The organism is Acidithiobacillus sp. 'AMD consortium' (assembly GCF_008926505.1).
Classification (GTDB): Bacteria; Pseudomonadota; Gammaproteobacteria; order Acidithiobacillales; family Acidithiobacillaceae; genus Acidithiobacillus; species Acidithiobacillus ferridurans.
On the sequence record NZ_CP044411.1, the window covers coordinates 2,677,141 to 2,699,361 of the forward strand.

The 22,221-nt window shown below is 54.1% G+C and carries 33 protein-coding genes; 20 read left to right on the forward strand and 13 right to left on the reverse strand.

Going from position 1 to position 22,221, the window contains the following annotated elements; translation table 11 throughout:
* Positions 1 to 17: 17 nt before the first annotated feature.
* The 8 genes from F6A13_RS13930 to F6A13_RS13970 all read left to right on the forward strand — a co-directional run bounded on the left by F6A13_RS13930 (position 18) and on the right by F6A13_RS13970 (position 7,780).
* On the forward strand, positions 18 to 1,526 hold the full coding sequence (locus F6A13_RS13930) for a glycosyl transferase family 90 (RefSeq protein ID WP_151528372.1): 1,509 nt from the start codon (positions 18 to 20) through the stop codon (positions 1,524 to 1,526).
* 82 nt (positions 1,527 to 1,608) lie between these two features.
* A complete protein-coding gene (locus F6A13_RS13935; RefSeq protein ID WP_151528373.1) occupies positions 1,609 to 2,772 on the forward strand; it encodes a hypothetical protein in 1,164 nt (387 codons plus the stop codon).
* Positions 2,773 to 3,123: 351 nt separating this feature from the next.
* Positions 3,124 to 3,456 carry an IS66 family insertion sequence element accessory protein TnpA gene (gene tnpA / locus F6A13_RS13945; protein WP_012536651.1) on the forward strand — a complete coding sequence of 111 codons (333 nt, stop codon included), beginning with the start codon at positions 3,124 to 3,126 and terminating at the stop codon, positions 3,454 to 3,456.
* Positions 3,447 to 3,794, forward strand: coding sequence for an IS66 family insertion sequence element accessory protein TnpB (gene tnpB, locus F6A13_RS13950; RefSeq protein WP_012536650.1), 348 nt, complete (start codon positions 3,447 to 3,449; stop codon positions 3,792 to 3,794). Before tnpA (F6A13_RS13945) ends, tnpB (F6A13_RS13950) begins: the two co-directional genes overlap by 10 nt.
* Before the next feature lie 49 nt (positions 3,795 to 3,843).
* Positions 3,844 to 5,481: an IS66-like element ISAfe4 family transposase gene (locus F6A13_RS13955; RefSeq protein WP_126604988.1), complete on the forward strand. Its 1,638-nt coding sequence runs from the start codon at positions 3,844 to 3,846 to the stop codon at positions 5,479 to 5,481.
* Between the two features lie 41 nt (positions 5,482 to 5,522).
* Entirely contained in the window at positions 5,523 to 5,597 is a 75-nt protein-coding gene (locus F6A13_RS16055) for a transposase (RefSeq protein ID WP_151528441.1), read from the forward strand.
* Between the two features lie 319 nt (positions 5,598 to 5,916).
* Positions 5,917 to 6,939, forward strand: a complete 1,023-nt coding sequence (gene gmd, locus F6A13_RS13965) for a GDP-mannose 4,6-dehydratase (RefSeq protein ID WP_151528374.1) — start codon at positions 5,917 to 5,919, stop codon at positions 6,937 to 6,939.
* A gap of 16 nt (positions 6,940 to 6,955) precedes the next feature.
* A complete protein-coding gene (locus F6A13_RS13970) occupies positions 6,956 to 7,780 on the forward strand; it encodes a class I SAM-dependent methyltransferase (protein ID WP_151528375.1) in 825 nt (274 codons plus the stop codon).
* 163 nt (positions 7,781 to 7,943) lie between these two features.
* Here F6A13_RS13970 and galE read toward each other — a convergent pair whose 3' ends face one another.
* Positions 7,944 to 8,930, reverse strand: coding sequence for a UDP-glucose 4-epimerase GalE (gene galE / locus F6A13_RS13975; RefSeq protein ID WP_225981854.1), 987 nt, complete (start codon positions 8,928 to 8,930; stop codon positions 7,944 to 7,946).
* A 45-nt stretch (positions 8,931 to 8,975) separates the two neighbouring features.
* On the opposite strand from galE, the gene F6A13_RS13980 reads away from it, so the two are divergent.
* The 4 genes from F6A13_RS13980 (at position 8,976) to F6A13_RS15490 (ending at position 10,257) form a co-directional block, all read left to right on the forward strand.
* On the forward strand, positions 8,976 to 9,416 hold the full coding sequence (locus tag F6A13_RS13980; RefSeq protein WP_225981855.1) for a hypothetical protein: 441 nt from the start codon (positions 8,976 to 8,978) through the stop codon (positions 9,414 to 9,416).
* Between the two features lie 112 nt (positions 9,417 to 9,528).
* Positions 9,529 to 9,786 carry an antitoxin gene (locus tag F6A13_RS13985; protein ID WP_151528377.1) on the forward strand — a complete coding sequence of 86 codons (258 nt, stop codon included), beginning with the start codon at positions 9,529 to 9,531 and terminating at the stop codon, positions 9,784 to 9,786.
* A complete protein-coding gene (locus tag F6A13_RS13990; protein ID WP_151528378.1) occupies positions 9,783 to 10,109 on the forward strand; it encodes a type II toxin-antitoxin system PemK/MazF family toxin in 327 nt (108 codons plus the stop codon). Before F6A13_RS13985 ends, F6A13_RS13990 begins: the two co-directional genes overlap by 4 nt.
* Before the next feature lie 7 nt (positions 10,110 to 10,116).
* Positions 10,117 to 10,257 (forward strand): hypothetical protein, encoded by a 141-nt coding sequence (locus F6A13_RS15490; RefSeq protein ID WP_172959336.1) that lies wholly within the window; start codon positions 10,117 to 10,119, stop codon positions 10,255 to 10,257.
* 80 nt (positions 10,258 to 10,337) lie between these two features.
* On the opposite strand, the gene F6A13_RS13995 is transcribed toward F6A13_RS15490, so the two are convergent.
* The 6 genes from F6A13_RS13995 to F6A13_RS15715 form a co-directional block, all read right to left on the reverse strand.
* Positions 10,338 to 10,568: a type II toxin-antitoxin system Phd/YefM family antitoxin gene (locus F6A13_RS13995; RefSeq protein ID WP_126604463.1), complete on the reverse strand. Its 231-nt coding sequence runs from the start codon at positions 10,566 to 10,568 to the stop codon at positions 10,338 to 10,340.
* 3 nt (positions 10,569 to 10,571) lie between these two features.
* Positions 10,572 to 10,709 carry a hypothetical protein gene (locus tag F6A13_RS14000; protein ID WP_225981856.1) on the reverse strand — a complete coding sequence of 46 codons (138 nt, stop codon included), beginning with the start codon at positions 10,707 to 10,709 and terminating at the stop codon, positions 10,572 to 10,574.
* A 142-nt stretch (positions 10,710 to 10,851) separates the two neighbouring features.
* Positions 10,852 to 11,175 (reverse strand): BrnA antitoxin family protein, encoded by a 324-nt coding sequence (locus tag F6A13_RS14010; protein WP_215856090.1) that lies wholly within the window; start codon positions 11,173 to 11,175, stop codon positions 10,852 to 10,854.
* The gene (locus F6A13_RS14015) at positions 11,153 to 11,431 is read right to left on the reverse strand and encodes a BrnT family toxin (protein WP_151528379.1); all 279 of its coding nucleotides are present in this window, start codon (positions 11,429 to 11,431) and stop codon (positions 11,153 to 11,155) included. The genes F6A13_RS14010 and F6A13_RS14015 overlap by 23 nt, the downstream gene beginning before the upstream one ends.
* Entirely contained in the window at positions 11,421 to 11,711 is a 291-nt protein-coding gene (locus tag F6A13_RS15710) for a hypothetical protein (protein ID WP_225982034.1), read from the reverse strand. Before F6A13_RS15710 ends, F6A13_RS14015 begins: the two co-directional genes overlap by 11 nt.
* Before the next feature lie 69 nt (positions 11,712 to 11,780).
* Positions 11,781 to 11,948, reverse strand: a complete 168-nt coding sequence (locus F6A13_RS15715; protein WP_225981857.1) for a hypothetical protein — start codon at positions 11,946 to 11,948, stop codon at positions 11,781 to 11,783.
* Positions 11,949 to 12,130: 182 nt separating this feature from the next.
* On the opposite strand from F6A13_RS15715, the gene tnpA (F6A13_RS14030) reads away from it, so the two are divergent.
* Genes tnpA (F6A13_RS14030) through F6A13_RS14040 form a run of 3 tightly spaced genes read left to right on the forward strand, consistent with a single transcriptional unit; the run spans position 12,131 to position 14,488 of the window.
* Positions 12,131 to 12,463: an IS66 family insertion sequence element accessory protein TnpA gene (gene tnpA / locus F6A13_RS14030; protein ID WP_126604936.1), complete on the forward strand. Its 333-nt coding sequence runs from the start codon at positions 12,131 to 12,133 to the stop codon at positions 12,461 to 12,463.
* Positions 12,454 to 12,801: an IS66 family insertion sequence element accessory protein TnpB gene (gene tnpB, locus F6A13_RS14035; RefSeq protein ID WP_012536650.1), complete on the forward strand. Its 348-nt coding sequence runs from the start codon at positions 12,454 to 12,456 to the stop codon at positions 12,799 to 12,801. The genes tnpA (F6A13_RS14030) and tnpB (F6A13_RS14035) overlap by 10 nt, the downstream gene beginning before the upstream one ends.
* A gap of 49 nt (positions 12,802 to 12,850) precedes the next feature.
* Positions 12,851 to 14,488, forward strand: coding sequence for an IS66-like element ISAfe4 family transposase (locus F6A13_RS14040; RefSeq protein WP_151528380.1), 1,638 nt, complete (start codon positions 12,851 to 12,853; stop codon positions 14,486 to 14,488).
* Between the two features lie 533 nt (positions 14,489 to 15,021).
* Here the strand turns inward: F6A13_RS14040 and F6A13_RS16060 are convergent.
* From F6A13_RS16060 to F6A13_RS14075, 6 genes are all read right to left on the reverse strand, one after another.
* Positions 15,022 to 15,372 carry a GNAT family N-acetyltransferase gene (locus F6A13_RS16060; protein WP_151528444.1) on the reverse strand — a complete coding sequence of 117 codons (351 nt, stop codon included), beginning with the start codon at positions 15,370 to 15,372 and terminating at the stop codon, positions 15,022 to 15,024.
* A gap of 18 nt (positions 15,373 to 15,390) precedes the next feature.
* Positions 15,391 to 15,606 carry a hypothetical protein gene (locus tag F6A13_RS14055; protein ID WP_151528381.1) on the reverse strand — a complete coding sequence of 72 codons (216 nt, stop codon included), beginning with the start codon at positions 15,604 to 15,606 and terminating at the stop codon, positions 15,391 to 15,393.
* A gap of 202 nt (positions 15,607 to 15,808) precedes the next feature.
* A complete protein-coding gene (locus F6A13_RS14060; protein WP_151528382.1) occupies positions 15,809 to 16,267 on the reverse strand; it encodes an MOSC domain-containing protein in 459 nt (152 codons plus the stop codon).
* Positions 16,268 to 16,324: 57 nt separating this feature from the next.
* Positions 16,325 to 16,756, reverse strand: a complete 432-nt coding sequence (locus F6A13_RS14065) for a DUF2268 domain-containing putative Zn-dependent protease (protein WP_151528383.1) — start codon at positions 16,754 to 16,756, stop codon at positions 16,325 to 16,327.
* On the reverse strand, positions 16,756 to 17,016 hold the full coding sequence (locus tag F6A13_RS14070; protein ID WP_151528384.1) for a type II toxin-antitoxin system RelB/DinJ family antitoxin: 261 nt from the start codon (positions 17,014 to 17,016) through the stop codon (positions 16,756 to 16,758). The genes F6A13_RS14065 and F6A13_RS14070 overlap by 1 nt, the downstream gene beginning before the upstream one ends.
* A gap of 181 nt (positions 17,017 to 17,197) precedes the next feature.
* Complete coding sequence (locus tag F6A13_RS14075; RefSeq protein ID WP_151528385.1) at positions 17,198 to 17,578, reverse strand: SCP2 sterol-binding domain-containing protein; 381 nt, start codon at positions 17,576 to 17,578, stop codon at positions 17,198 to 17,200.
* Positions 17,579 to 17,716: 138 nt separating this feature from the next.
* Between F6A13_RS14075 and F6A13_RS14080 the strand changes: the two genes are divergently transcribed.
* The 5 genes from F6A13_RS14080 to F6A13_RS14100 all read left to right on the forward strand — a co-directional run bounded on the left by F6A13_RS14080 (position 17,717) and on the right by F6A13_RS14100 (position 22,088).
* Positions 17,717 to 18,013, forward strand: coding sequence for a DUF1778 domain-containing protein (locus F6A13_RS14080; RefSeq protein ID WP_151528386.1), 297 nt, complete (start codon positions 17,717 to 17,719; stop codon positions 18,011 to 18,013).
* The gene (locus F6A13_RS14085) at positions 18,014 to 18,532 is read left to right on the forward strand and encodes a GNAT family N-acetyltransferase (RefSeq protein WP_151528387.1); all 519 of its coding nucleotides are present in this window, start codon (positions 18,014 to 18,016) and stop codon (positions 18,530 to 18,532) included.
* 85 nt (positions 18,533 to 18,617) lie between these two features.
* Entirely contained in the window at positions 18,618 to 19,280 is a 663-nt protein-coding gene (locus F6A13_RS14090) for an ABC transporter ATP-binding protein (protein ID WP_126604466.1), read from the forward strand.
* Positions 19,280 to 20,041: a class I SAM-dependent methyltransferase gene (locus tag F6A13_RS14095; protein WP_151528388.1), complete on the forward strand. Its 762-nt coding sequence runs from the start codon at positions 19,280 to 19,282 to the stop codon at positions 20,039 to 20,041. Before F6A13_RS14090 ends, F6A13_RS14095 begins: the two co-directional genes overlap by 1 nt.
* 4 nt (positions 20,042 to 20,045) lie before the next feature.
* The gene (locus F6A13_RS14100; protein WP_151528389.1) at positions 20,046 to 22,088 is read left to right on the forward strand and encodes an HAD-IIIC family phosphatase; all 2,043 of its coding nucleotides are present in this window, start codon (positions 20,046 to 20,048) and stop codon (positions 22,086 to 22,088) included.
* The last annotated feature ends 133 nt before the right edge of the window (positions 22,089 to 22,221 follow it).

Here is a 22,221-nt window from a genome sequence, read left to right on the forward strand (position 1 = left end):
TAATAAAAGGTAAACCATTGGATAAACTCAACCTCACTTTTAATCCCTACAAGGATATCAAAAATATTCATTTGTCATATGAGTATTTGCTATCGTTAATATCTGAAGATTTATTTTTATCTAGCTCATTAATAATCAAAAGTGGTATCACTTTTGATGTATATAAGGATGTATTAATTGAGAGCGCAAAAAAAAGTAAATCCATTTTTTATTATTCATTCAACAATGCGGGCGATGCCATTGAACGAAAGCCTGATAACATTGAATGGGGTGACATAGAAATCCGTGTTAATAGTTATCAGAAATTTCTAACCAACCTAACCAGCATCATTAAACTTCCAGGATTTTATTTTGGCATAGAATACGAGGATATGGGCGGAGGTTGTGATATTCCACTCCTTTGTTATCATAAGAACACAAACAATAAAACGTATATACTGGTACCTGATTTCGAGATTTTTGAATACAATTACTATATGCAACTGAATGACGAGACTAATATTAATGATAAAGTTAATAAGGCTATTTTTGTAGGGAGTACTACGGGCACAAATTTCGAGGAAAATCGCGATTGCTATAATACTGTCGACAATATACTGAACGATCCGAGCGTACGCATCAGCGCAGCTCGCTTTTTTAATAATAATTATAACGTTACTTTCAAATTACCTTCTATTGTCCAATGTGACAGCTCTGAAACTGAGAAATTCTTACGAAACCAGCCTTATATGCAGGCACAAAGAATGACATGGGATCAGCAGTACCAAAATAGATACATTATTTCTGTTGATGGTAACGGTCCTACATGCACCCGAGTAGCCTTGGCATTGCTTAGTAATTCAGTATTGATGAAATACAATAGCAATTGGATTGTTTATTATCATAGAGCATTAATACCATATTATAATTATTTTCCTGTTAAAAATCATGATGATATTGAACGCCTGATGGAAACTTTTTCTCATGATTTAGATCTACTTCGTTTTATTAATAGTAATGCAAAACGCGAATTTAGATTGTTATTTAATCGGCGTAACGTGCAAAGGATGTTTGCGGTTGCATTGAATGAGTTATACGCAATATTCTTTGGTCATAACACAATTTATGAAGAAAATAGGCGATGCATTAGTCGGGTTGCGCATTTAGATATAGATACACACTTTTCTAATATTGGCGATAAACAGTTCTGGCCGGACCATAAAATCTACTGTAATGGCCAATTCATTGAAGGCATAACCATTTATCCCGCAAGTGCTCTTATAGACTGGTATAATATGGAATATCAGGCAAAAATGGAAAATGGAACAATTACAGAATGTGCTAATGGTGGCGGTTTTGTTGGTGTAAAAGGTCAACACCTCAGGATGACAGCCTTCAGGTTTTTAGCAAAACCAAATATTCCTTGTCATATTGTATATGAAGGTGAATTTGAAAGCGGTCTTAAAAAAATTGTAAATAACGGAAACTGGCTGGAACACAATAATGAAAAACTTAAATGCATTACCATCGAATTTGAGGATATCTAAAATTAATCATGTAATATTGGCGGCAACAGGGATTATTGCTTGAATTGGTGTTATGAAATTATTAATCTGAGGGTATGGAAGCATGAAAAAATCTTATAATGAATTATTTCCGCAATCATTTTGCCATAACCAAAAATGGACGAATGATGGTATTGAATTTTGTGCAAGTCACAACGGCATGTTGTGGGGTCCGTATATTTTTCTCGAACCTGGTGATTATGACTGTTGTTTTTCCGTAAGTAGTAAAGAAGACAATTCAGTGGTCGCTTTTGATTTTGATGTATGCGCTGAAGGAAGAAAAATGCTGATAGAGCGGTCGCCTCTCTCTAGAAATGAACAAGGACTTTGTTTTAATCTATCTTTGCCTAATGCTGAAGATGATGTTGAGTTTCGGCTTTATCATTTGGGAGAGTATAGCGCTACAATTTCCGGCTTTCATATACAGCGGGCAGATTATAAACCCATGCCAATGTTTGCAGATAGCTTTCTAATTTACAAGTCTAAAATATTTTTCGCAGATATGCCGCACAGGCAATCCAATTCACAGCAATTGTCAGACAGAGTTGTTCTTCTGCAAACTGCAGATGCGTATCGTTATTCAAAAATCCTGGATGTCAGTTCTGCAATAAATAAGGCCTATTGTCAACGCCGAAAAATTTTCTATGAATCTTTTCGTGGAACTATTTTTGGGGATAAGCCTTTTCAGGCAACGTACAATAGAGTAGCCTTATTATGGTTTCTTATGGAAAGAGGTTATAACGGATGGGTGTTGTATTTGGATGCAGATGCAGCAATATCAGACTTTGAATTTGATTTTACAAACTACCTTTTGAATAAACGAAAGGCAGGCATGTGCTTTGTCTTTCACCCAGTTCATGAAGCAGGACACCCCTTACAGTTTTTTGGAAATGTAAATGCTGGAGCATTTGCTGTTGACTTCTCCAACCCCCTTGTCAAGTCGCTAATATTGACATGGTATTCTTTTTATCGCGAATATTTGAGTAGTGAAGATTATGCACGTGCAGTTAACTGGCTAGACCTGATGGATGATCAAAGTTCTTTACAGCGTATTTTATACAAAAACAGAATACATCTTGAAGATCATATAGCATTTGAACCGATTCAACATGAATATATATTTCAGGCTTTACGATCCGATCATTCTAGCGAATCTAGTATAGATGATATCGAATATAGAATCAATCAGTTAACGGATGTTGGAGCTAAAAATGGCATATTTTTCTAAAAAATTATACCAATTGTCTTTTTTAGTCGCCGGTAGGAAATCTGTATCCCCCCCCCGCCTTTAGGTTGTAGATGGGTATAGCCATGTAACCGAGAGCATGGGATCTTATATATAAGGTAGCCACGCCGTTTGGGACTGTAAGTAACACCTGGTCTGGACCACAAAGTACCGTTATTCTGTGCTGGTGGGAGATGTTGGGCTCCGATGTCGGGAGTAGCTGCGCGAGATAGCGCGTAGCAAGGACATGATGATCTATGCTGGGTCGATCAATCGTAAGCGTCTAAGCAACCCACCTTCCCAAATTTCCTGACCTGACCGATCCTGATCTGCATTCAGCGCGGAGGGATGGTGATGAAGAAAGAAGAGAAAGTCGCTTATTGGCGGCAGCAGGTAGAGGGATTTCAGGCGAGCGGACAGTCGGTCAAGAATTATTGTGCGCAGGCGGGGATCGCCGTAGCCACGCTGCATTACTGGCGCAAACGCTTTGCCGATTCTGTACAAACGCCGTTGCTGTCCGCCGTGCCCGAAGGGTTTTTGCCGGTAACTCTGGCCGCGCCGGTCAGGACGCCTGTTTCACCGGTGGAAATTCACCTGTTATCCGGTCGTAGCCTGAAGCTTGCGGCGCCGGTAGATACCAGCTGGCTCCAGACCTTGGTGCAGATTCTGGAAAGACCATGTGGCTAAATTCGAGCAGCCGGATCTGGCTCGCGGCAGCGCCCGTAGATATGCGGTTAGGCTTTGATGGCCTGGCGGCCAAGGTACAGGGGGTATTGGCTGCCGATCCTTTTTGCGGTCATGCTTTTGTCTTTCGCAACCGCCGAGGGGATCGTCTGAAATTGTTACTGTGGGATGGACTGGGCTTCTGGCTGGTGTATCGCCGTCTGGATCAGGGACGACTCCATTGGCCCCGCGCCGATGCCGGTGCCATAGAACTCTCCGCTGCGCAGTGGGCGATGCTGGTAGAGGGGCGCCCGTGGACGCCGTTACCGAGCCTGGAAAAATGCACACCAACACTGCTGTAACTAGCGGGAATTTCTTGTATAAATAGCCCAGTTCCGATACTATTTTCTGATGATTTCAGCGCCGCAAACGCCTCTTCCCACCAGCCCGGACGCCCTGCGCGATCTGGTGCTGAGCCTGCTGCAACAGCAGGAGGAACAGGAAGCGGAACGCACCCGGATCATCGCCCAACAGCAAGCGGCCATTGCCCTGCGCGATGAAACCATCGCCCGCCTGGAAAGCACCATCGCCAAACTGCAGCGCTGGCGATTCGGACGCCGTTCGGAAAAGCTCTCTCCCGACCAGATCAGTCTTTGGGAAGAAGCGCTGGATACCGAAATCGCGGCGATGGAAAGCCTCCTCGAAACCGTTCTGGAAGACAGTGCGGCCGTGACCGCTGGCCGTGCAGAGGGAGCAGCCGCCGACGCGCAGACCGTAGCGGTCCCCGCCCGTCCCGTACGCCGGCACCCCGGCCGCATGGCGATCCCCGCCCATCTGCCCCGGGTAGAAGTACGTCACGATCCCAAGACTTGCACTTGCGCGCAATGTGGGGGTCCACTCGAAACGGTCGGGGAAGAGATCAGCGAAAAACTGGATTATATCCCCGGACGCTTCCAGGTCATTCGCCATATCCGCCCCAAACTGGCCTGCCGCCCCTGCGGTACCCTCGAAAGTCCGGCATTACCGGCACAGGTGATTGACAAGGGCTTGCCCACGGCGCGCCTGGTGGCCCATGTGATGACGGCGAAACACGTGGATCACCTGCCTTTGTACCGGCAGGAAACCCAGTACCAGCGAGCGGGCGTACCGATCTCTCGCGCCACCCTCTGCAGCTGGCTGGGTCAGGGCGAATACTGGATCAGCCTGCTCGCCGAAGCCTGCAAAAGGGCCTTGCTGGAAGGAAAGATTCTGCACGCCGACGAGACGCCCTTGCCGGTCCTCAACCCCGGCAGCGGCAAGACGGACAAAGCCTATCTCTGGGTGTATCGCAGCCAGGCGGATGCCCCGCATCCCGTCGTGGTCTTTGATTATGCCCCGGACCGTAAGGGGATCCACGCGCAGCACTTTCTGGGTGACTGGCAAGGCATCCTCCAGACCGATGACTATGGGGGGTATGATGCCCTCTACCGCAAGGAACAGATCATCGAAGCGGGATGCTGGGCGCATGTCCGCCGCCACTTCTATGACGTGGAACAGCGGGGTCCCAGTCCGGTAGCCCAGAAGGCCCTGGCCTGGATCGTCAAACTCTACGCCATCGAAGCGGAGATCAAGGAATCTCTACCAGATCAGAAAGTCGCCGCCCGGCAGCAGCGTGCCGGTCCCCTGCTGGAAGCCTTCCATGCCTGGCTCACGGAAACCCAGATGCAGGTGGCGCCGAAAAGTGGCATCGCTAAAGCCATCGGCTATGCCCTCAACCGTTGGAAAGCACTGACGCTCTACCTCGAAGAAGGACAACTCAGCATCGATAATAATCCGGTGGAGCGAGCGCTGCGGGGCGTGGCCATTGGTCGCAAGAATTTTTTATTTGTTGGAAATGATGCCGGTGGCGAGCGTGCCGCGTCCTTCTACAGCATCATCGAAACGTGCAAACTCAACGGCATCGAGCCCTTCGCGTACCTCTGTGACGTGCTCGAAAAGCTCCCGACCTGGCCCAACAAAAAACTCCACGAACTCTTGCCGTGGAACTGGAAAAAATCTGCATTAGCCTGATTGGCGCCAACCCGCAAGGGTGGGTTGGCTGAACGTTTACGATCAATCGAGATCACGTGCATTTGTTGATAGGGATACCGCCTAAACTATCCGTCTCCAAGGCGGTCAGTATTTGAAAGGGAAGCGTTTGCACCGGTTACTGATGGGGTATGCTGTGCTACGCAAGCTCTACTGAAGCCAGCGTTTAATGGAGGCCGCGGCTATTGAGTGGCGAGTAGTGGGAACGGTCACGGATGAGGCTTGACGGGAGCGCAGCAAGAACCAAACCCCGCCGGAACCGGGTGATGATTTTCATGTTGTGTAGCGATAGCCGTCGGCATTGGCTGACTGATCCGGCTTCTAGCCGTAACTTGAAGCCGGTGGAGTATTTACAAGAAGTCACCATTACAAACCAGTAATCAAATATTCCTGATTCGACAGCAAGGATTAAAAGAGATGGAAAAAATATCAATCATCACCGGCATCACCGGCCAAGACGGTGCCTATCTCACCCAACTCCTGCTGGAGAGGGGTTACACCGTCTACGGCACCTACCGCCGTACCAGTTCTGTGAGTTTCTGGCGTCTGGAAGAACTCGGCGTCGCCGATCACCCCAATCTCCATCTGGTCGAATTTGACCTGACCGATCTGGGTTCCACCATTCGCCTGATTGAAAGCAGCGGTGCGACTGAAGTCTATAATCTGGCCGCGCAAAGCTTCGTCGCTGTCAGTTTCGACCAACCCAACACCACCGGCCAGATTACCGGTTTGGGTGCCTTGAACCTGCTCGAAGCCATTCGCATCGTCAATCCCAAAATCCGCTTCTACCAGGCATCCACCTCGGAAATGTTCGGCAAGGTTCAGGCTATTCCCCAGGATGAATCCACCAACTTCTATCCCCGAAGCCCTTACGGGGTGGCCAAACTCTATGCCCACTGGATGACCATCAACTACCGCGAAAGCTACGGCATATTCGGCAGCAGTGGCATTCTTTTTAATCACGAAAGTCCTCTGCGCGGTCTGGAGTTTGTCACCCGTAAAATCACCGACGGCATGGCGAAAATCAAACTCGGCAAACTCGATCAGCTCCAGTTGGGCAATCTCGATGCCAAACGCGACTGGGGTTATGCCAAGGATTATGTGGAAGGCATGTGGCGCATGTTGCAGGCCGATACCCCGGATACCTATGTACTGGCTACCGGCCGCACAGAATCCGTCCGGGATTTCGTCACCATGGCCGCCAAAGCGGCAGGCATCACCATGGAATGGCAGGGTCAGGGTGAAGCTGAAAGCGGCAGAGACGCGGCTACTGGCAAAGTGATTGTCTCCGTCAATCCCAAGTTCTACCGTCCCGCTGAAGTGGAACTCCTCATCGGTAACCCTGCCAAGGCCAAGACGGAACTTGGCTGGGAAACCCCGACGACACTGGAACAGCTTTGTGCCATGATGGTCGAAGCCGACTTGCAGAGGAATCGCTGAGGATTCTGGAGGCCTGATGCCCGATCCCGACTTTTACCGTGCCTTCGAAGACCGTCACCGGGGTTCGCGAGCACTCATCAAGTCGCGGGTAAAAGTCTATCTGCCATTCTTGTATCCCCTGAAAGAACTTTATCCCGATAGTCCCATACTGGATCTGGGCTGCGGGCGCGGGGAGTGGCTGGAACTGCTCCGTGAAGAAGGCTTTACCGCCCACGGCGTGGATCAGGATGCCGGTATGCTCTCGGCCTGCACGGCACTGGGCCTGTCCATAGAGCAGGGCGACGCACTGGCCGCATTGAGAAAGCTGCCCCGTGCCAGCCAGATCGTGGTCTCCGGCTTTCACATTGCCGAGCACGTGCCTTTCCCGATGTTGCTGGAGATGGTCCAGGAAGCCCTGCGCGTGCTCAAACCAGCGGGTTTGCTGATACTGGAAACCCCCAATGCCGAGAATCTGGTCGTGGGTTCTTCCAGCTTTTATCTGGACCCTACCCATCAGCGGCCTCTGCCGCCCTTGCTGCTATCGTTTCTGACGGAATACACCGGCTTTCTGCGCAATAAAATAGTGCGTTTGCAGGAATCTCCCGAGCTTGCCGCCGGGAAAACCCCCGTATCTCTGCTTCAAGTGCTGGCGGGAGTGAGCCCGGATTACGCGGTCGTCGCGCAAAAAGATGCCGCAGCAAAGAGGCTGGCGCACTTTGACAACCCCTTTGCCCAGGAATATGGCCTCACCTTGGAAACTCTGGCTGCGCGCTATGAAGCCAGTCTGCGGGCGGAACTAACCCGGGAACTGAAACCCCAGCGTAAAAAACCGGTAGCCAAAGGTAGCGATGCAAAGGAATAGCCTTTTGATGACTGGCTGGTGAGCATCACGGAAACTGTCGTATCTATCGCACTGGCTGAAGCCAAAGCACGGCACGGTTTTCCGATACTTCTGGCCGAAATAAAGCCAACTACCTCGACCCCCAATGCCGCTCATTACGCGTGCCGCTTGCGAGCGTCTCCCATCACCACGCCGTCCCTTTCTGCTGCTCCCAACTCCAGGCATGCTCAATCATCGCGGCCAGATCCGCAAAGCGTGGTTCCCAATTCAGGATATTGCGCGCCTTTTGGCTGTCCGCCACCAACACGGCGGGATCACCGGGGCGGCGGGGCTGAACGTCGGCGGGAATGGTCTGGCCGGTCACGCGTCGGGCGGTATCAATGACTACTTGCACCGAAAAGCCCTGACCGTTGCCCAAATTAAAGGCATTGCTCTCCCCATCGGCGAGCAAATGCTCCAAAGCCAGCAGGTGCGCGCTGCACAGGTCCCAGACATGAATATAGTCGCGCACACAGGTACCGTCTGCCGTTGGGTAATCGTCGCCGTAAATAGCTATCTGTGCCCGCCGACCGCTGGCCGCCTGCAACACGAGGGGGACTAAGTGGCTCTCGGGATCATGGCGCTCACCTAACTCGCCCTGCGGGTCGGCTCCGGCGGCGTTGAAGTAACGCAGGCTGACGAAGCGCAGACCGTAAGCGCGGTCGTAATCCGCCAGCATCTCCTCCACCATGCGCTTGCTGCGCCCATAGGGGTTGATGGGGCGCTGGGGATGCTGCTCGTCGATGGGGGTGTATTCCGGCTCCCCGAACAATGCCGCCGTGGATGAAAATATGAAGCGGCGCACGTTATGGCGGAGCATGGTTTCCAGTAGATTCTGGGTATTGGCGACATTATTGCGATAGTAGCGGGCGGGTTCGCGCATGGATTCGCCCACCTGACTGAGCGCCGCAAAATGCATCACGGCGGCAATGGGCGTCTCCTCGAAAATCTGTTCCAGCAGCGCGGTATCCGCCAGATCGCCTTCAAGCAAACGGCCATAGCGGGCGGCTTCCCGAAAGCCCGTAGAAAGATTGTCCAGGATGAGCACTTCATGCCCACTCTGGACGAGCATCTTGGCCATGTGCGAGCCGATGTAACCGGCGCCGCCGACGACAAGGATAGGGTGCTTCACAAGGATTATCCGATGCTTATGCGGCGTGCTAAAAGATTTCAAAGTATGGCTCATTCAAATGCACTTGCCAAGGCCGAGAATCTGGTGGTGGGTTCTTCCAGCTTTTATCTGGACCCTACCCATCAGCGGCCTCTGCCGCCTTTATTGCTTTCGTTCCTGACGGAATACACCGGCTTTCTGCGCAATAAAATAGTGCGTTTGCAGGAATCTCCCGAGCTTGCCGCCGGGAAAACCCCCGTATCTCTGCTTCAAGTGCTGACGGGAGTGAGCCCGGATTATGCGGTCGTCGCGCAAAAAGAAGCGGCAGCAAAGAAGCTTAAAAGTTTTGATGCGCCCTTTGATCGGCAGTATGGGTTGACTCTGGAAGACCTGGCCAAGCGCTATGAGGCCAGTCTGCGCGCAGAAATCATCCGTGAACTGAAGCCCAAGCGTAGAAAACCCACGGCAAAAGCTGCCAGCGATGCTCAGGACGCGCCTGGAAAGTAGCGGGAATATCGCCAAAATCAAACTCGGCAAACGGTGCTGTGCTGGGGACGGCTTGCAGCCCAAAGCAATTGAAATTATACTTAAATATAATTTAACGCACTGAAGGTGCATCATGCACACAACCAAACTGCGCAAGGTCGGCGGCTCGATCATGTTGGCCGTCCCACCCGCATTCCTTGAACAGTTGCACCTGCAAGCCGGTGCGACGGTCGGCTTGGTCGTCGATCATGGTCGACTGGTGGTCAATCCCAGTCCACGCCCGCGCTACACACTTGCAGAGTTGCTGGCCGCGTCCGACTATTCCCAGCCGCAACCGGTCGAGGAGCGCGAATGGGTCGATGCGCCCGCCGTGGGCGGTGAGCTGCTATGAAGCGAGGTGACATCTACCTCGTGTCGCTCGATCCCACCGCCGGGCATGAACAAAGCGGTAGCCGTCCTGTCCTGATCGTGTCGCCTGCGGAGTTTAATGAAACCACCAAGCTGCCGGTGATCCTACCGATCACCAATGGTGGTGAGTTCGCCCGTCGCCTTGGCTTCGCGGTGCTCGTGACCGGCATAAAGACCACCGGCATCGTGCGCTGCGACCAGCCGCGCGTGATTGACTTGGCCGCCCGAAATGCCCGCAAGGTGGACACTCTGCCGGTACCGATCATGGACGAGGTGCTGGCCAAGGTCGCCACGATTTTCGAGTGAGCACGGCATGAGCATGAATGAATTTCGCCGCTTGGAGCCAATTATTTATCAATCCGTCACTCAAGAGGCATTTTTGAGCACAGCAACGCCACAAGAAACACCTGTAGATCAATCGCCCGCTCCTGCACAGATTGAATCTACCTCCTGAGTTCAGCGGCGTTTGACGCGACGGCCGTTTTTGCGGCAGCAAAAATGGGTGCCGGGTCAAACGTCCGCTGCAACGATTTGTTAGCTGCGGGCTTCACGCTCGCGCCCTTCGCGAACGGAGCTGACAATTTCGTCTCGGCTGAGATTCAACTTCACGCCCTTGACGTCCAGAGGAGACGGAGATTCCTGAACCGGGCGGATTAGGAATGCGCGACCATCTCGACGTGTGATTTTAACCGCCCCTTCAAGTTGGGCTGAATCGAGTACTGACGAGAACTTTTGACGAGCTTCAGAGAATGTGTAGACCTTCATGAGCTAGACCTCCAGGACTTTGATGCCCAGGGACTCAGCCACCTGTTTAAGGGGTTGGTCGAGGGTAAGCAGTGGTGAATTGGATTGCATGGCACACACCAGCAAGTAGGCGCCGTAAGAAACATACAGCAACATTGCCATCACCTCCTCAAAGCCATCCAATCAGCCTCGAAATCTGCTTCGGTCTCCTCGAAACTCACAAAATCGACGGGATGCATATCACCAAAATAGTGTCGGTGATGGTATCCATGCTGATTGTCGTAGCCCACAACGCGACCATTATCTACTTACTCTGTCCATGCTTCTCCAGACTCTCCATGTACTGGCGCAGAACCTGGTTCATCAAGACTTGGTAGCGACCACCGCGGGACTTGAACCAAGTAATAACATCTTGATCGACTCTTATGGTTATAGGTTTTTTAGCACCATGATCTAGAACTTTTGCTTCTTTCCAGAAATCGGCGCCAAGCTCGGGCGCATCACTATAATCGATGTCATCATCACCCAACGCGTCCAAACGATTCCAGTCAGTCTGGGAAGTTTCCTGATTATCAACTCCTACGGTCCGCGTAATAACTGCAGGCTTATTCATTTGTTGCGTTTTCATAAGATCGAGTCTCCCGGCTATTAGCCTTTCGCAATGAGATGATCCGGACGACGTTTGCGCTCCTGTTGGTGTAAACAACGACCATCGCCCCTCCCTCTATGCGACCAGTCCCAACATAGCGGGATTCACCATATTCTCGTCTGGCATCCTCTGCCACAAGCATGGTCCCACCCCACATTTTTGGCGCATCCACAAAATCAACCCCATGTTTTTCAAGGTTGATAAGGCGCTTTGCTTCATCCCATTCAAAAATCATATGTACAATAATACATATTTACCATGGCCACCACCAACGCTTTCTCGAAGCGCACCGGGTTGGTGGCCGTGTAGCGCACCGTATGCTGGATGTTCCGATGCCCCAGATAGTCCTGAATGATCCGGGTGGTGGTGAGATGCTTTCTTTCGCCCTCCGAGGCCGTCCGGCGCTTTTTGGGTGTGGCTTCTGCCGCAGATAACAGCCCTTGTCCTGCGGACAGCAAATCAGAGGGCAAGACCGCGGCTACTGGTTCGACCGGATCGGGTGCCGCAGCCGTCACTGTGACCGTTTCCGCTGGCGTGACGCCCTGGCCGAGCGGGTGGCGGCACTGACCCGGGAGCGCGATACGCTAACCGGCAAAGCCGCCCAGCGGGCCGCCGACCTGGCCGAGGCACAGCGGCGCATCGGGCGCGAGCAGCAGGCGGCAGAGGCCGCCCGCGTGGAAGTGGCCACCGCCCGCCTCAAGATCGAGGCACAGGCCGAGTGCGGGAGCGAGCAGACTGTCGAGATCGAGCACTTACGTGTAACGGTTTGCAATCGAAAACGGTGTGCTCGCGATCAACGGGCGTTTTCGGCTCAGATTAACTGCGACTGACGACGCCTATATCGGCAGACCAACGGTAAGCGTCTAAGCAACCCACCTTCCCAAATTTCCTGACCTGACCGATCCTGATCTGCATTCAGCGCGGAGGGATGGTGATGAAGAAAGAAGAGAAAGTCGCTTATTGGCGGCAGCAGGTAGAGGGATTTCAGGCGAGCGGACAGTCGGTCAAGAATTATTGTGCGCAGGCGGGGATCGCCGTAGCCACGCTGCATTACTGGCGCAAACGCTTTGCCGATTCTATACAAACGCCGTTGCTGTCCGCCGTGCCCGAAGGGTTTTTGCCGGTAACTCTGGCCGCGCCGGTCAGGACGCCTGTTTCACCGGTGGAAATTCACCTGTTATCCGGTCGTAGCCTGAAGCTTGCGGCGCCGGTAGATACCAGCTGGCTCCAGACCTTGGTGCAGATTCTGGAAAGACCATGTGGCTAAATTCGAGCAGCCGGATCTGGCTCGCGGCAGCGCCCGTAGATATGCGGTTAGGCTTTGATGGCCTGGCGGCCAAGGTACAGGGGGTATTGGCTGCCGATCCTTTTTGCGGTCATGCTTTTGTCTTTCGCAACCGCCGAGGGGATCGTCTGAAATTGTTACTGTGGGATGGACTGGGCTTCTGGCTGGTGTATCGCCGTCTGGATCAGGGACGACTCCATTGGCCCCGCGCCGATGCCGGTGCCATAGAACTCTCCGCTGCGCAGTGGGCGATGCTGGTAGAGGGGCGCCCGTGGACGCCGTTACCGAGCCTGGAAAAATGCACACCAACACTGCTGTAACTAGCGGGAATTTCTTGTATAAATAGCCCAGTTCCGATACTATTTTCTGATGATTTCAGCGCCGCAAACGCCTCTTCCCACCAGCCCGGACGCCCTGCGCGATCTGGTGCTGAGCCTGCTGCAACAGCAGGAGGAACAGGAAGCGGAACGCACCCGGATCATCGCCCAACAGCAAGCGGCCATTGCCCTGCGCGATGAAACCATCGCCCGCCTGGAAAGCACCATCGCCAAACTGCAGCGCTGGCGATTCGGACGCCGTTCGGAAAAGCTCTCTCCCGACCAGATCAGTCTTTGGGAAGAAGCGCTGGATACCGAAATCGCGGCGATGGAAAGCCTCCTCGAAACCGTTCTGGAAGACAGTGCGGCCGTGACCGCTGGCCGTGCAGAGGGAGCAGCCGCCGACGCGCAGACCGTAACGGTCCCCGCCCGTCCCGTACGCCGGCACCCCGGCCGCATGGCGATCCCCGCCCATCTGCCCCGGGTAGAAGTACGTCACGATCCCAAGACTTGCACTTGCGCGCAATGTGGGGGTCCACTCGAAACGGTCGGGGAAGAGATCAGCGAAAAACTGGATTATATCCCCGGACGCTTCCAGGTCATTCGCCATATCCGCCCCAAACTGGCCTGCCGCCCCTGCGGTACCCTCGAAAGTCCGGCATTACCGGCACAGGTGATTGACAAGGGCTTGCCCACGGCGCGCCTGGTGGCCCATGTGATGACGGCGAAACACGTGGATCACCTGCCTTTGTACCGGCAGGAAACCCAGTACCAGCGAGCGGGCGTACCGATCTCTCGCGCCACCCTCTGCAGCTGGCTGGGTCAGGGCGAATACTGGATCAGCCTGCTCGCCGAAGCCTGCAAAAGGGCCTTGCTGGAAGGAAAGATTCTGCACGCCGACGAGACGCCCTTGCCGGTCCTCAACCCCGGCAGCGGCAAGACGGACAAAGCCTATCTCTGGGTGTATCGCAGCCAGGCGGATGCCCCGCATCCCGTCGTGGTCTTTGATTATGCCCCGGACCGTAAGGGGATCCACGCGCAGCACTTTCTGGGTGACTGGCAAGGCATCCTCCAGACCGATGACTATGGGGGGTATGATGCCCTCTACCGCAAGGAACAGATCATCGAAGCGGGATGCTGGGCGCATGTCCGCCGCCACTTCTATGACGTGGAACAGCGGGGTCCCAGTCCGGTAGCCCAGAAGGCCCTGGCCTGGATCGTCAAACTCTACGCCATCGAAGCGGAGATCAAGGAATCTCTACCAGATCAGAAAGTCGCCGCCCGGCAGCAGCGTGCCGGTCCCCTGCTGGAAGCCTTCCATGCCTGGCTCACGGAAACCCAGATGCAGGTGGCGCCGAAAAGTGGCATCGCTAAAGCCATCGGCTATGCCCTCAACCGTTGGAAAGCACTGACGCTCTACCTCGAAGAAGGACAACTCAGCATCGATAATAATCCGGTGGAGCGAGCGCTGCGGGGCGTGGCCATTGGTCGCAAGAATTTTTTATTTGTTGGAAATGATGCCGGTGGCGAGCGTGCCGCGTCCTTCTACAGCATCATCGAAACGTGCAAACTCAACGGCATCGAGCCCTTCGCGTACCTCTGTGACGTGCTCGAAAAGCTCCCGACCTGGCCCAACAAAAAACTCCACGAACTCTTGCCGTGGAACTGGAAAAAATCTGCATTAGCCTGATTGGCGCCAACCCGCAAGGGTGGGTTGGCTGAACGTTTACGACCAACGGCCAGCATTTTGTCCCGCAGTTCAGCGGCGCGTGAGGGTCGGATCCAGATCATCCATCTGCCGTGACAGCACCGATTCGACCACTTCTGCTGACATCAGGCGCTCGCCCACCTGATTTCAAGAGCAAGATTAGGGTTCAACCTGGCAAATGCCTGATGACATTCCGCCACATAATCCGCTGCTTCTCGAGAATCTTCACAGTCTACCAATTGTAAAGAAGGTAAAGATGGATATTGTGCCAAAGTATTGATCCGACCAGAATGGATCGATTGATCAGCACATCCTTCGGGTAACATCATCCCGTCATGACGGTCTCCCCGCAACAACCTAACATGCAATGGGTTAAATATTGCCCATTCCCGGCGAATGATCGCCATCCACTTAATAAATAGTTTCTTAATGTTTAAAGTTGAGTTTTTAGGACTTGTGAGACAAATATTCTGATAGACAATAAAATAAACCAGGGATCCCAGGGTAACGTAGTTCTAACATGAGATAACCCACCAATCACATTCCGCAAAGTACACGGCATGGTCAACGTACCGCCCTTGCAGGCATTCAGCCTCCTTATAAAACCCATGGAAACGATAGCCAAGCCGTTCAGGGATTCGCCGACTTTGGCTATTTTCGGCTGCACATCGAATTTCCACACGACGGATACCTTGGCGGCATAATGCCTCTTCTGTTAAATAATTACAGACTCGTGACATTATTCCCCGCCCTTGGCTTTTTTCGCTCAACCAGTATCCCAGTCGGCCAGCGCTCGAAAACGGTTCAAAGTAATGAAAACCTACACGCCCCACAATCGTATGATTGAATTTAATGACGTAATTAATATCCGTTCCCTGCTGAAGCTAAACAGGAGCTGTCATAATATGACTCCTTGTATCATCAACACAACGTGTTTCATCAACCCATGGGAGCCAACGGGACAAATAATCTCTGTTTTGATCGATCAAAGCAAAGACTTTCTCCGTGTGTTCAACCGCCAGCATAGCAACGCTTAGAGAGGGGTCAATTTGTATCTCTTGCGGCCACACAAGGCTTTTATTATTTCGGTTCTCATACATTTCCTGGCTCCTCGCTATTTTGAGTGAATAAAAACGAGACAGAACGCATTGTAATACCTAATGCTAGAACTTTTCTTGTCAAGACACGCGGATGGGCAATCCGCAGTTCAGAACAACGACCCGTTGCGGTAACGAAATAGTGCGACTTGTCACGCACCAATAAAACCCCTTCAGAATCCCGAACATTTTAGCTGAGCAAGGGTTAGGCGTCAGTTTCAATACGAGCTCCACGAACGATTGCTCCACTGCTGAGGATATCGGCAAACAGTCCGCCACGGTGAACCCAGTGCTTTATGACCGCAGCAGGGGTAAGAGACTCGCTACTTAAATGATTGCCAAGAAGGATGCATGGTTCGCACAGTTCGACACCGCGCAGCCTGACATTTCCGATTGAGAACTCAACATTCACCAGATCGTTCAACCTCACTCCTCTGGTTACAAGGTTTCGACGCGTGAGCGAAAGATCAGTGGTGCGATAAAACTCAGCGCAGAAGCGTTCGATTTCTTCAGCTTCGACCAATGTGATGTTCTGACCCGGTTGGGTACGTTTCCCAAAGTTCCGATCACCTAAGACTCCCATTCCGCCTTGAACTGCGATGTGTTGGCGCTCTACTTGATCCGCGCCGCGCTCTGGGCTGATGAAGATGCGTTCAACGATCACCGCTTACTCCTCGCCTAACGGCTGCTGCGAAATGTTGGACGGCATTATCACTACGCCTCAACGCCGGCCATGCGCAGAATTTCCTGGGCTGGCGTGGATGAGTGTGATCACCCATATCGATGCTTGTTCGGGATAGGTGCCCCAAAGTGGCGTTACTCCCGTAATGTCGCGCTGGAATGCCGTGGCCAAACCTTCGCTCACAACGGCCTCCAGCATACTGTACGGGCGCTGGGGGTTCGCTTCAATGACCCAGCCGCGTGCGAGGTGATGGCACTCGTGGGCCAGCATTGCGAACAGGTGCATTTGTGCAACTGCGGCGATACCACCAGAATGATGAGGATCTACAACCCAGCTGATCCTGCCCAATGAAACTGCCATACCGATAGAGCCGACTTCGGGGATGACGCGGCTACCGGTTTGAGCAGCGAACTCGATCGTCGCAGGCAACAACGGTATAGCCGACTGACCGGAATCGTCGGGCTGTCGCATCAGATGCGCAACTGGTTGAGCAGGTCGTCAGCATCCTTGGCGTGGTGAACATCCTCGCCACGCTCGCTATTCGCCAGCGTTTTCGCCGTCAACGCATTGGGTACGCGCATCTCGAACGGCAAAGCCTTTTCCTTGGCGATCTTGGTCAGCGCGATGCGCACCACGTCGGAAACGGTCAGGCCCATGTCGGCCAACACAGCGGCCGCTTCATTTTTCAGCGTTTCATCAATCCGCGCCCGGACAAATGCAGTTGCAGCCACGATCTAGCCTCCTATCAGAATGAGCCTTAGTTGTAGCTCAAACGAAGCACAATAGCTAGCGACTCATCCCTGGCGAATGGTCGCGCCCGGCGCCGTAGGCGGTAAGTGGGCGCTCCTTTAAAGATCATGACTAAAGATCATGACCGATAGCAGACTCGTCCCGGCAAAATAACAAACGCGTCTAGAAATTCGCGGGAATATCGCCCATGCGCCGGAAGGTGGCATTGAAAGGGTCCATATATTTGAGCAGGGTCAGCATGGAGCCACGAAACTGGAGTTGTTGGGTCAGAAAGGCTTTTTTGCCGCTGAGTTCCCGCTGGTGAATGCGCATCCAGGTTTCTCGGCTGGCATGTACGCGCAGTTGGGCTTTTTTAGGCAGGGTTTCTGTAACGCCATGCGGTAAGCCATTGACCAGGGTCAGGTAAACATTGGGGTAATCTGTGTCCAGCCAGCCGTATTCGATGCTGGCATTGAATCCTTTCAGTGCCGCCGCCAATGCCTCATCCGCGCTGCAATGCGCGGCATAGGCTTCCATCCAGGGAATACTCAGAAAACGTTCCATGATTTTTCCGAGGATACTGGAATGGGTCAATGATTGCCAAGGCGTCGTGCAACGGCGCACGCGCTATATCTTGATGAGTACGGACAAATGGCGTACAGTGAGACTGTTGCCATAAATCCATCCTAACGGGGCCGCGCCATGCTGAAAACGCCTGAAACGCACGATAAACCGCGCAATGCGCGCCTGGAAGCGCGCGTCTCCAGCGACCAGAAAGACTTTTTCCAGCGGGCCGCCTCGCTGACTGGGCGCACCTTGAGCGAACTCGTCATCGACAGTACCCAGGAAGCGGCGGCCAAGATCGTGCAGGAGCACGAAGTCATCCGCCTGTCCCGCGAGGAACAGGTCGCCTTTGTGAGCGCCTTGCTGGCGCCGTCCGAGCCGGGCGCGCGCATCGATAAGGCCGTCCGGAGCTACCGTCAAAAAACGAGGCCCTGATTGGCGCTCTCTTTAGTCCCTGAACATGTTGCTCCGCTTGAAAAGGCGCACGACCGCAAGTCCTTCGATTGCGGCAACGAGGAGCTGAATCGTTATCTGCGCGAGCAGGCGCGGCAAGACGCCGCGAAGCGCGTCGCCGCGCCTTTCATATTCACGCAGCCGGACAGTCCTGCGGTGCTCGGCTTCTACACCCTATCGTCATCCATCATCCCGGTAGCTGAACTACCGCCGGTCTTGATGAACCAACTACCGCGCTACGGGCAACTGCCGGTCACGTTGCTCGGAAGGTTGGCGGTGGACCGCTCGGTCAGTGGCCAGGGGCTGGGGGAGTTCCTGCTCGTAGACGCCCTACGCCGCAGCCTGGAAGCTGCGCAACAGATCGCGGCCATGGCGGTGATTGTGGAGGCCAAGGATCAGCGGGCCGAGAGCTTCTATCGGCATTTCGACTTTCGGCCTTTCCAGCAAACCCCGTTGCGTCTGTTCCTGCCCATGGGGCAGATTGCGAAACTGTTCGCGTAGTGGCTTCCCCAGGCGAGGCCCCTGTATCATAGAGTCCAGGCAACATCGGAAAAGGCGAAAGGTGGCTGATGAAGAGTATCGATCCATGAGTGAAAATAGCCTGATTCTTTCCCATATCAGTAAGTCCTTCCCCATCCACCATGGCCGGGATATGCGGCTGGTGCTGGATGATATTTCTCTGGACATTCATCCCGGTGAGCGCTGGGGGATTATGGGGCCAAACGGCGCGGGCAAATCGACCCTCATTCAGATTATCAGCGGCTCACTGCGGGCGGATGCGGGAACGGTGCGTCGCGGTATGACGGTTTCCTGGCCCTTGGCTTTTGGGGGGGCTTTTCAGGGGGCGTTGACCGGTCGGGATAATGCCCGCCTCATCGCCCGAGTATACGGGGTGGATGTGAAAGAAACCGTGGCACAAGTGGAAGATTTTGCGGAGCTTGGTATTTACCTGGATGAACCGGTCAAAAGCTATTCTTCGGGTATGAATTCCCGCTTGAGTTTTGCCATCAGCATGGCGGTGGATTTCGACTGCTATCTGGTGGATGAGGTGATTTCGGTGGGCGATGCGCGTTTCAACCGCCGCTGTGAGGATGAATTAAAGCGCCGGGCCACCAAGGCGATGGTGCTGGTGTCTCACCATGCCGATCTGATCCGCAATAATTGTGACCATGCGGCCATTCTCGAAAACGGGCGCTTGCGGGAGATTGATGACATCGACGAAGCCGTCCATTACTACACGAATATGTAATGGGAATGCTGCCAGACAGTAATGCCGATTGGCAAAAGATCGCACAAAATCGGCCTTATTATGGGGTGTTGAGCGAAGCGGCATATCAGGATTCTGCACTTTCCGACGAACAGCGCGCGGCCTTTTTTGAATCGGGTCAGCGCTACGTCAATATGGTTCTGGATCAATGTACGCGGTTTTTCGGGCCGGACTGGCAGGCGGGTAAGGCGCTGGATTTTGGCTGTGGGGTTGGACGGCTCGCCTTGCCCCTGTCGCGCCGCTTTACCGAGGTCACGGGGCTGGATGTGGCTCCGGCCATGCTCAGTGAGGCCCGGTTCTTGGCCGAACAAGCGAACGTTGCCAATATCCGGTGGCGGATCGCCGATGACGCATTGACCGCCATTGCGCAGGAACATTTTGATTTTATGTTATCTTTTATCGTGTTTCAGCACATTCCCGAAGTGCGTGGGCAGGCGATATTAAAACGGCTTTTGCAACATCTGGCGCCTGGGGGTATGGGTGTGTTCCATTTTAAGTATGCTCAGGTTAGCCCGCGTCATCCGGCGGCGACCTTCTTGAGTCACCGCATTCCGGGTGGGCGCATGCTCATCAATGCCCTGCGCGGCAAGCCGCTGCGAGAACCCCACATGCAAATGAACGCCTATAACCTCAACCGGTTGGTGCAGGCTTTTCAGGCCGCGGGCGCTCGGGAAATCCATACTCGTCTCGAAGATCACGGTGGGCATTGGGGTGTGGAAATGTATATTCGGCGGGGATACTGAGGCGGTGTCGCGCAGGGAACAGACATCCTGGTGGCGGCGTTGGCGTGGCCGTAATGAATCGACGGAAGACCCCGCCTGGGCGGCGCTGGATGATGAGGCGTTTCTGGACGCGATTTATCTCAAGTATCTGGGGCGTTCCACTGATCCAACGGGCAGGGACTTTTATCTCCGACGTCTGCAATCTCCACAGGCCCGCCGCCACGTCATGCGGACCCTCCAGAACTCCGAGGAAGGGCGGGCCTACCAGGAGCAGCAGCAACGGGTGGCCCTGCTGAACGCCTTGGAACAAGATGAGCAGCAATTCCCGCCGATACCCGCCATAGGCATTGCCCCGGCGGCCGAACAGCCCCGCTTGGCCATTCTGGGCACCTGTCTGATGGAAGGCTTGTTGCGGACGGCGCTGGCGGCCCACTGGCCGGTGCGCCATTATCTGATGGATTCCGGTCCCCATGATCCGGTACCCCCGCTGCCGGTCGGGGAACAGGATGCCGTTCTCGTGCAACTCACCCTGCGTTCCTTGCTGAGTCTGGTAACGGACGGCGGCGACGGGGATTTGTTCCACTTGCGCCCCGATCTCGACTGGAATCTGCTGCGGGAAAGTACCCGTCGTCCCCTGACCGCCATGGTGGAACGGGTGCTGGCGGGGTTGCCCGAGGGGATTCCCGTATTTTTTCTGAGCTTTCTGGAACCCGCCCCGCAGATCAACGGAATCCTGGGCCGGAACCGGCAGAAGTCGCTCTATGCCCTGATCCGGGACTTGAATGATGCCCTGGAGGAGCAACTGGCATCGCACCACCACGCTTTCTACCTGGAACTGAACGACCTGCGCCTGCACTATGGGGACAGTACCGCCTACGATGGGCATGTTTCCCATTTTACCCACGGCGGCTTGCTCAGTAGTCGTCAGGGAGATTTGATCCACCTGGGGATTCTGGACAAGGTCCGTGCGGCCTTGCGGATTTTGCAGGGCGAACATCCGGTGAAACTCATTATTACCGATCTCGATAATACGCTCTGGAAAGGCGTGCTCGCGGAAGCCGATGAGATTATCCCCCTGGAAGTCACGGAAGGTTGGCCCTTGGGTTACGCCGAAGCCTTGCTGGCGTGCAAGGCGCGGGGGCTTTTACTTGCGATCTGCAGTAAAAACGATGCCGCCAGCACCCGGGAGAATTTTGTGCGGGTCTGGGGCCGACGCCTGCGCCTGGAGGATTTCTGCTCGGTGCAGATCGGTTGGGAACCCAAGCCCGCCGGTATTGCCCGGATTCTGGCCGAAACCAACATCCTCCCAGAGCATGTGCTGTTTATTGATGACAACCCCCTGGAGATTGCGGAAGTTTCCCATGCCTATCCGGCCATGCGTACCCTGAGCGGCGACCCGGAGCGCTGGCGCTACACTCTGCTCTATGCGGCGGAAACCCAGGTGACCGACGTTTCCGAGGAATCCGCCCGACGCACGGAATTGATCCAGGCCAAAAAAGCGCGTGAAGAAGCGGCGGGGGGTCAGGATCGGGATGCCTGGCTGGCATCCTTGCAATTGGCCTTGCGCATGGAAGTCATGGCCGATGCCTCACACCCCCGCTATGCGCGGGCCCTGGAGTTGCTCAATAAAACCAACCAGTTCAACACCACCGGCCAGCGCTGGAGCGGTGCCGAAATGCAAGACTGGCTGGCCTCGGGCGGGGCATTACTGGCCGCCAGCGCGGAAGACCGTTTTGCCCCCCACGGACTGATTGCTCTGGCCTTGCTGCGCAATAACGCCATAGAGCAGGTGGTGCTGTCTTGCCGGGTATTTGGTCTGGGCATCGAAACCGCCCTGCTCGCCGCGGCGGTGCGGCAGATTCAGGCTGCCGGACACCCGGCGTATCTCGGGTATTACACGCCCACCGGCCGCAACGACGCCTGCCGGGATTTCTGGTCCAACCATGGCTGTACTTGGGATGCGGAGGCGCAGGTATGGCGGGGCGACGTCGTGCCTGTTAGCCCTGCCTGGATTCATCTGAACGGTTCCAAAAGCGATGGGCTACATCACGCATCCGCCAAAAAGTAGCGGGAACATCGCCCATGGGCGGAACGTCGCGCGGATGCGCCGCAAAGTGCAGGTAACCGTGCTGGTCCGGGAAAATGGGCGATCGTTGCCGTCCGGCTGCATGATGAGGTTTCTGGGCATGCTTGTGCAGATC

Excerpts from the sequence above, each read along its gene's own strand:
- F6A13_RS13935 (WP_151528373.1), top strand. The coding sequence starts at position 1,609 with ATGAAAAAATCTTATAATGAATTATTTCCGCAATCATTTTGCCATAAC.
- tnpA (WP_012536651.1), top strand. The coding sequence starts at position 3,124 with ATGAAGAAAGAAGAGAAAGTCGCTTATTGGCGGCAGCAGGTAGAGGGA.
- tnpB (WP_012536650.1), top strand. The coding sequence starts at position 3,447 with ATGTGGCTAAATTCGAGCAGCCGGATCTGGCTCGCGGCAGCGCCCGTA.
- F6A13_RS13955 (WP_126604988.1), top strand. The coding sequence starts at position 3,844 with ATGATTTCAGCGCCGCAAACGCCTCTTCCCACCAGCCCGGACGCCCTG.
- gmd (WP_151528374.1), top strand. The coding sequence starts at position 5,917 with ATGGAAAAAATATCAATCATCACCGGCATCACCGGCCAAGACGGTGCC.
- F6A13_RS13970 (WP_151528375.1), top strand. The coding sequence starts at position 6,956 with ATGCCCGATCCCGACTTTTACCGTGCCTTCGAAGACCGTCACCGGGGT.
- F6A13_RS13980 (WP_225981855.1), top strand. The coding sequence starts at position 8,976 with ATGGCTCATTCAAATGCACTTGCCAAGGCCGAGAATCTGGTGGTGGGT.
- F6A13_RS13985 (WP_151528377.1), top strand. The coding sequence starts at position 9,529 with ATGCACACAACCAAACTGCGCAAGGTCGGCGGCTCGATCATGTTGGCC.
- F6A13_RS13990 (WP_151528378.1), top strand. The coding sequence starts at position 9,783 with ATGAAGCGAGGTGACATCTACCTCGTGTCGCTCGATCCCACCGCCGGG.
- F6A13_RS15490 (WP_172959336.1), top strand. The coding sequence starts at position 10,117 with ATGAGCATGAATGAATTTCGCCGCTTGGAGCCAATTATTTATCAATCC.
- F6A13_RS13995 (WP_126604463.1), bottom strand. The coding sequence starts at position 10,568 with ATGAAGGTCTACACATTCTCTGAAGCTCGTCAAAAGTTCTCGTCAGTA.
- F6A13_RS14000 (WP_225981856.1), bottom strand. The coding sequence starts at position 10,709 with ATGGCAATGTTGCTGTATGTTTCTTACGGCGCCTACTTGCTGGTGTGT.
- F6A13_RS14010 (WP_215856090.1), bottom strand. The coding sequence starts at position 11,175 with ATGAAAACGCAACAAATGAATAAGCCTGCAGTTATTACGCGGACCGTA.
- F6A13_RS14015 (WP_151528379.1), bottom strand. The coding sequence starts at position 11,431 with ATGATTTTTGAATGGGATGAAGCAAAGCGCCTTATCAACCTTGAAAAA.
- tnpA (WP_126604936.1), top strand. The coding sequence starts at position 12,131 with ATGAAGAAAGAAGAGAAAGTCGCTTATTGGCGGCAGCAGGTAGAGGGA.
- tnpB (WP_012536650.1), top strand. The coding sequence starts at position 12,454 with ATGTGGCTAAATTCGAGCAGCCGGATCTGGCTCGCGGCAGCGCCCGTA.
- F6A13_RS14040 (WP_151528380.1), top strand. The coding sequence starts at position 12,851 with ATGATTTCAGCGCCGCAAACGCCTCTTCCCACCAGCCCGGACGCCCTG.
- F6A13_RS14055 (WP_151528381.1), bottom strand. The coding sequence starts at position 15,606 with ATGTATGAGAACCGAAATAATAAAAGCCTTGTGTGGCCGCAAGAGATA.
- F6A13_RS14065 (WP_151528383.1), bottom strand. The coding sequence starts at position 16,756 with ATGCGACAGCCCGACGATTCCGGTCAGTCGGCTATACCGTTGTTGCCT.
- F6A13_RS14075 (WP_151528385.1), bottom strand. The coding sequence starts at position 17,578 with ATGGAACGTTTTCTGAGTATTCCCTGGATGGAAGCCTATGCCGCGCAT.
- F6A13_RS14080 (WP_151528386.1), top strand. The coding sequence starts at position 17,717 with ATGCTGAAAACGCCTGAAACGCACGATAAACCGCGCAATGCGCGCCTG.
- F6A13_RS14090 (WP_126604466.1), top strand. The coding sequence starts at position 18,618 with ATGAGTGAAAATAGCCTGATTCTTTCCCATATCAGTAAGTCCTTCCCC.
- F6A13_RS14095 (WP_151528388.1), top strand. The coding sequence starts at position 19,280 with ATGGGAATGCTGCCAGACAGTAATGCCGATTGGCAAAAGATCGCACAA.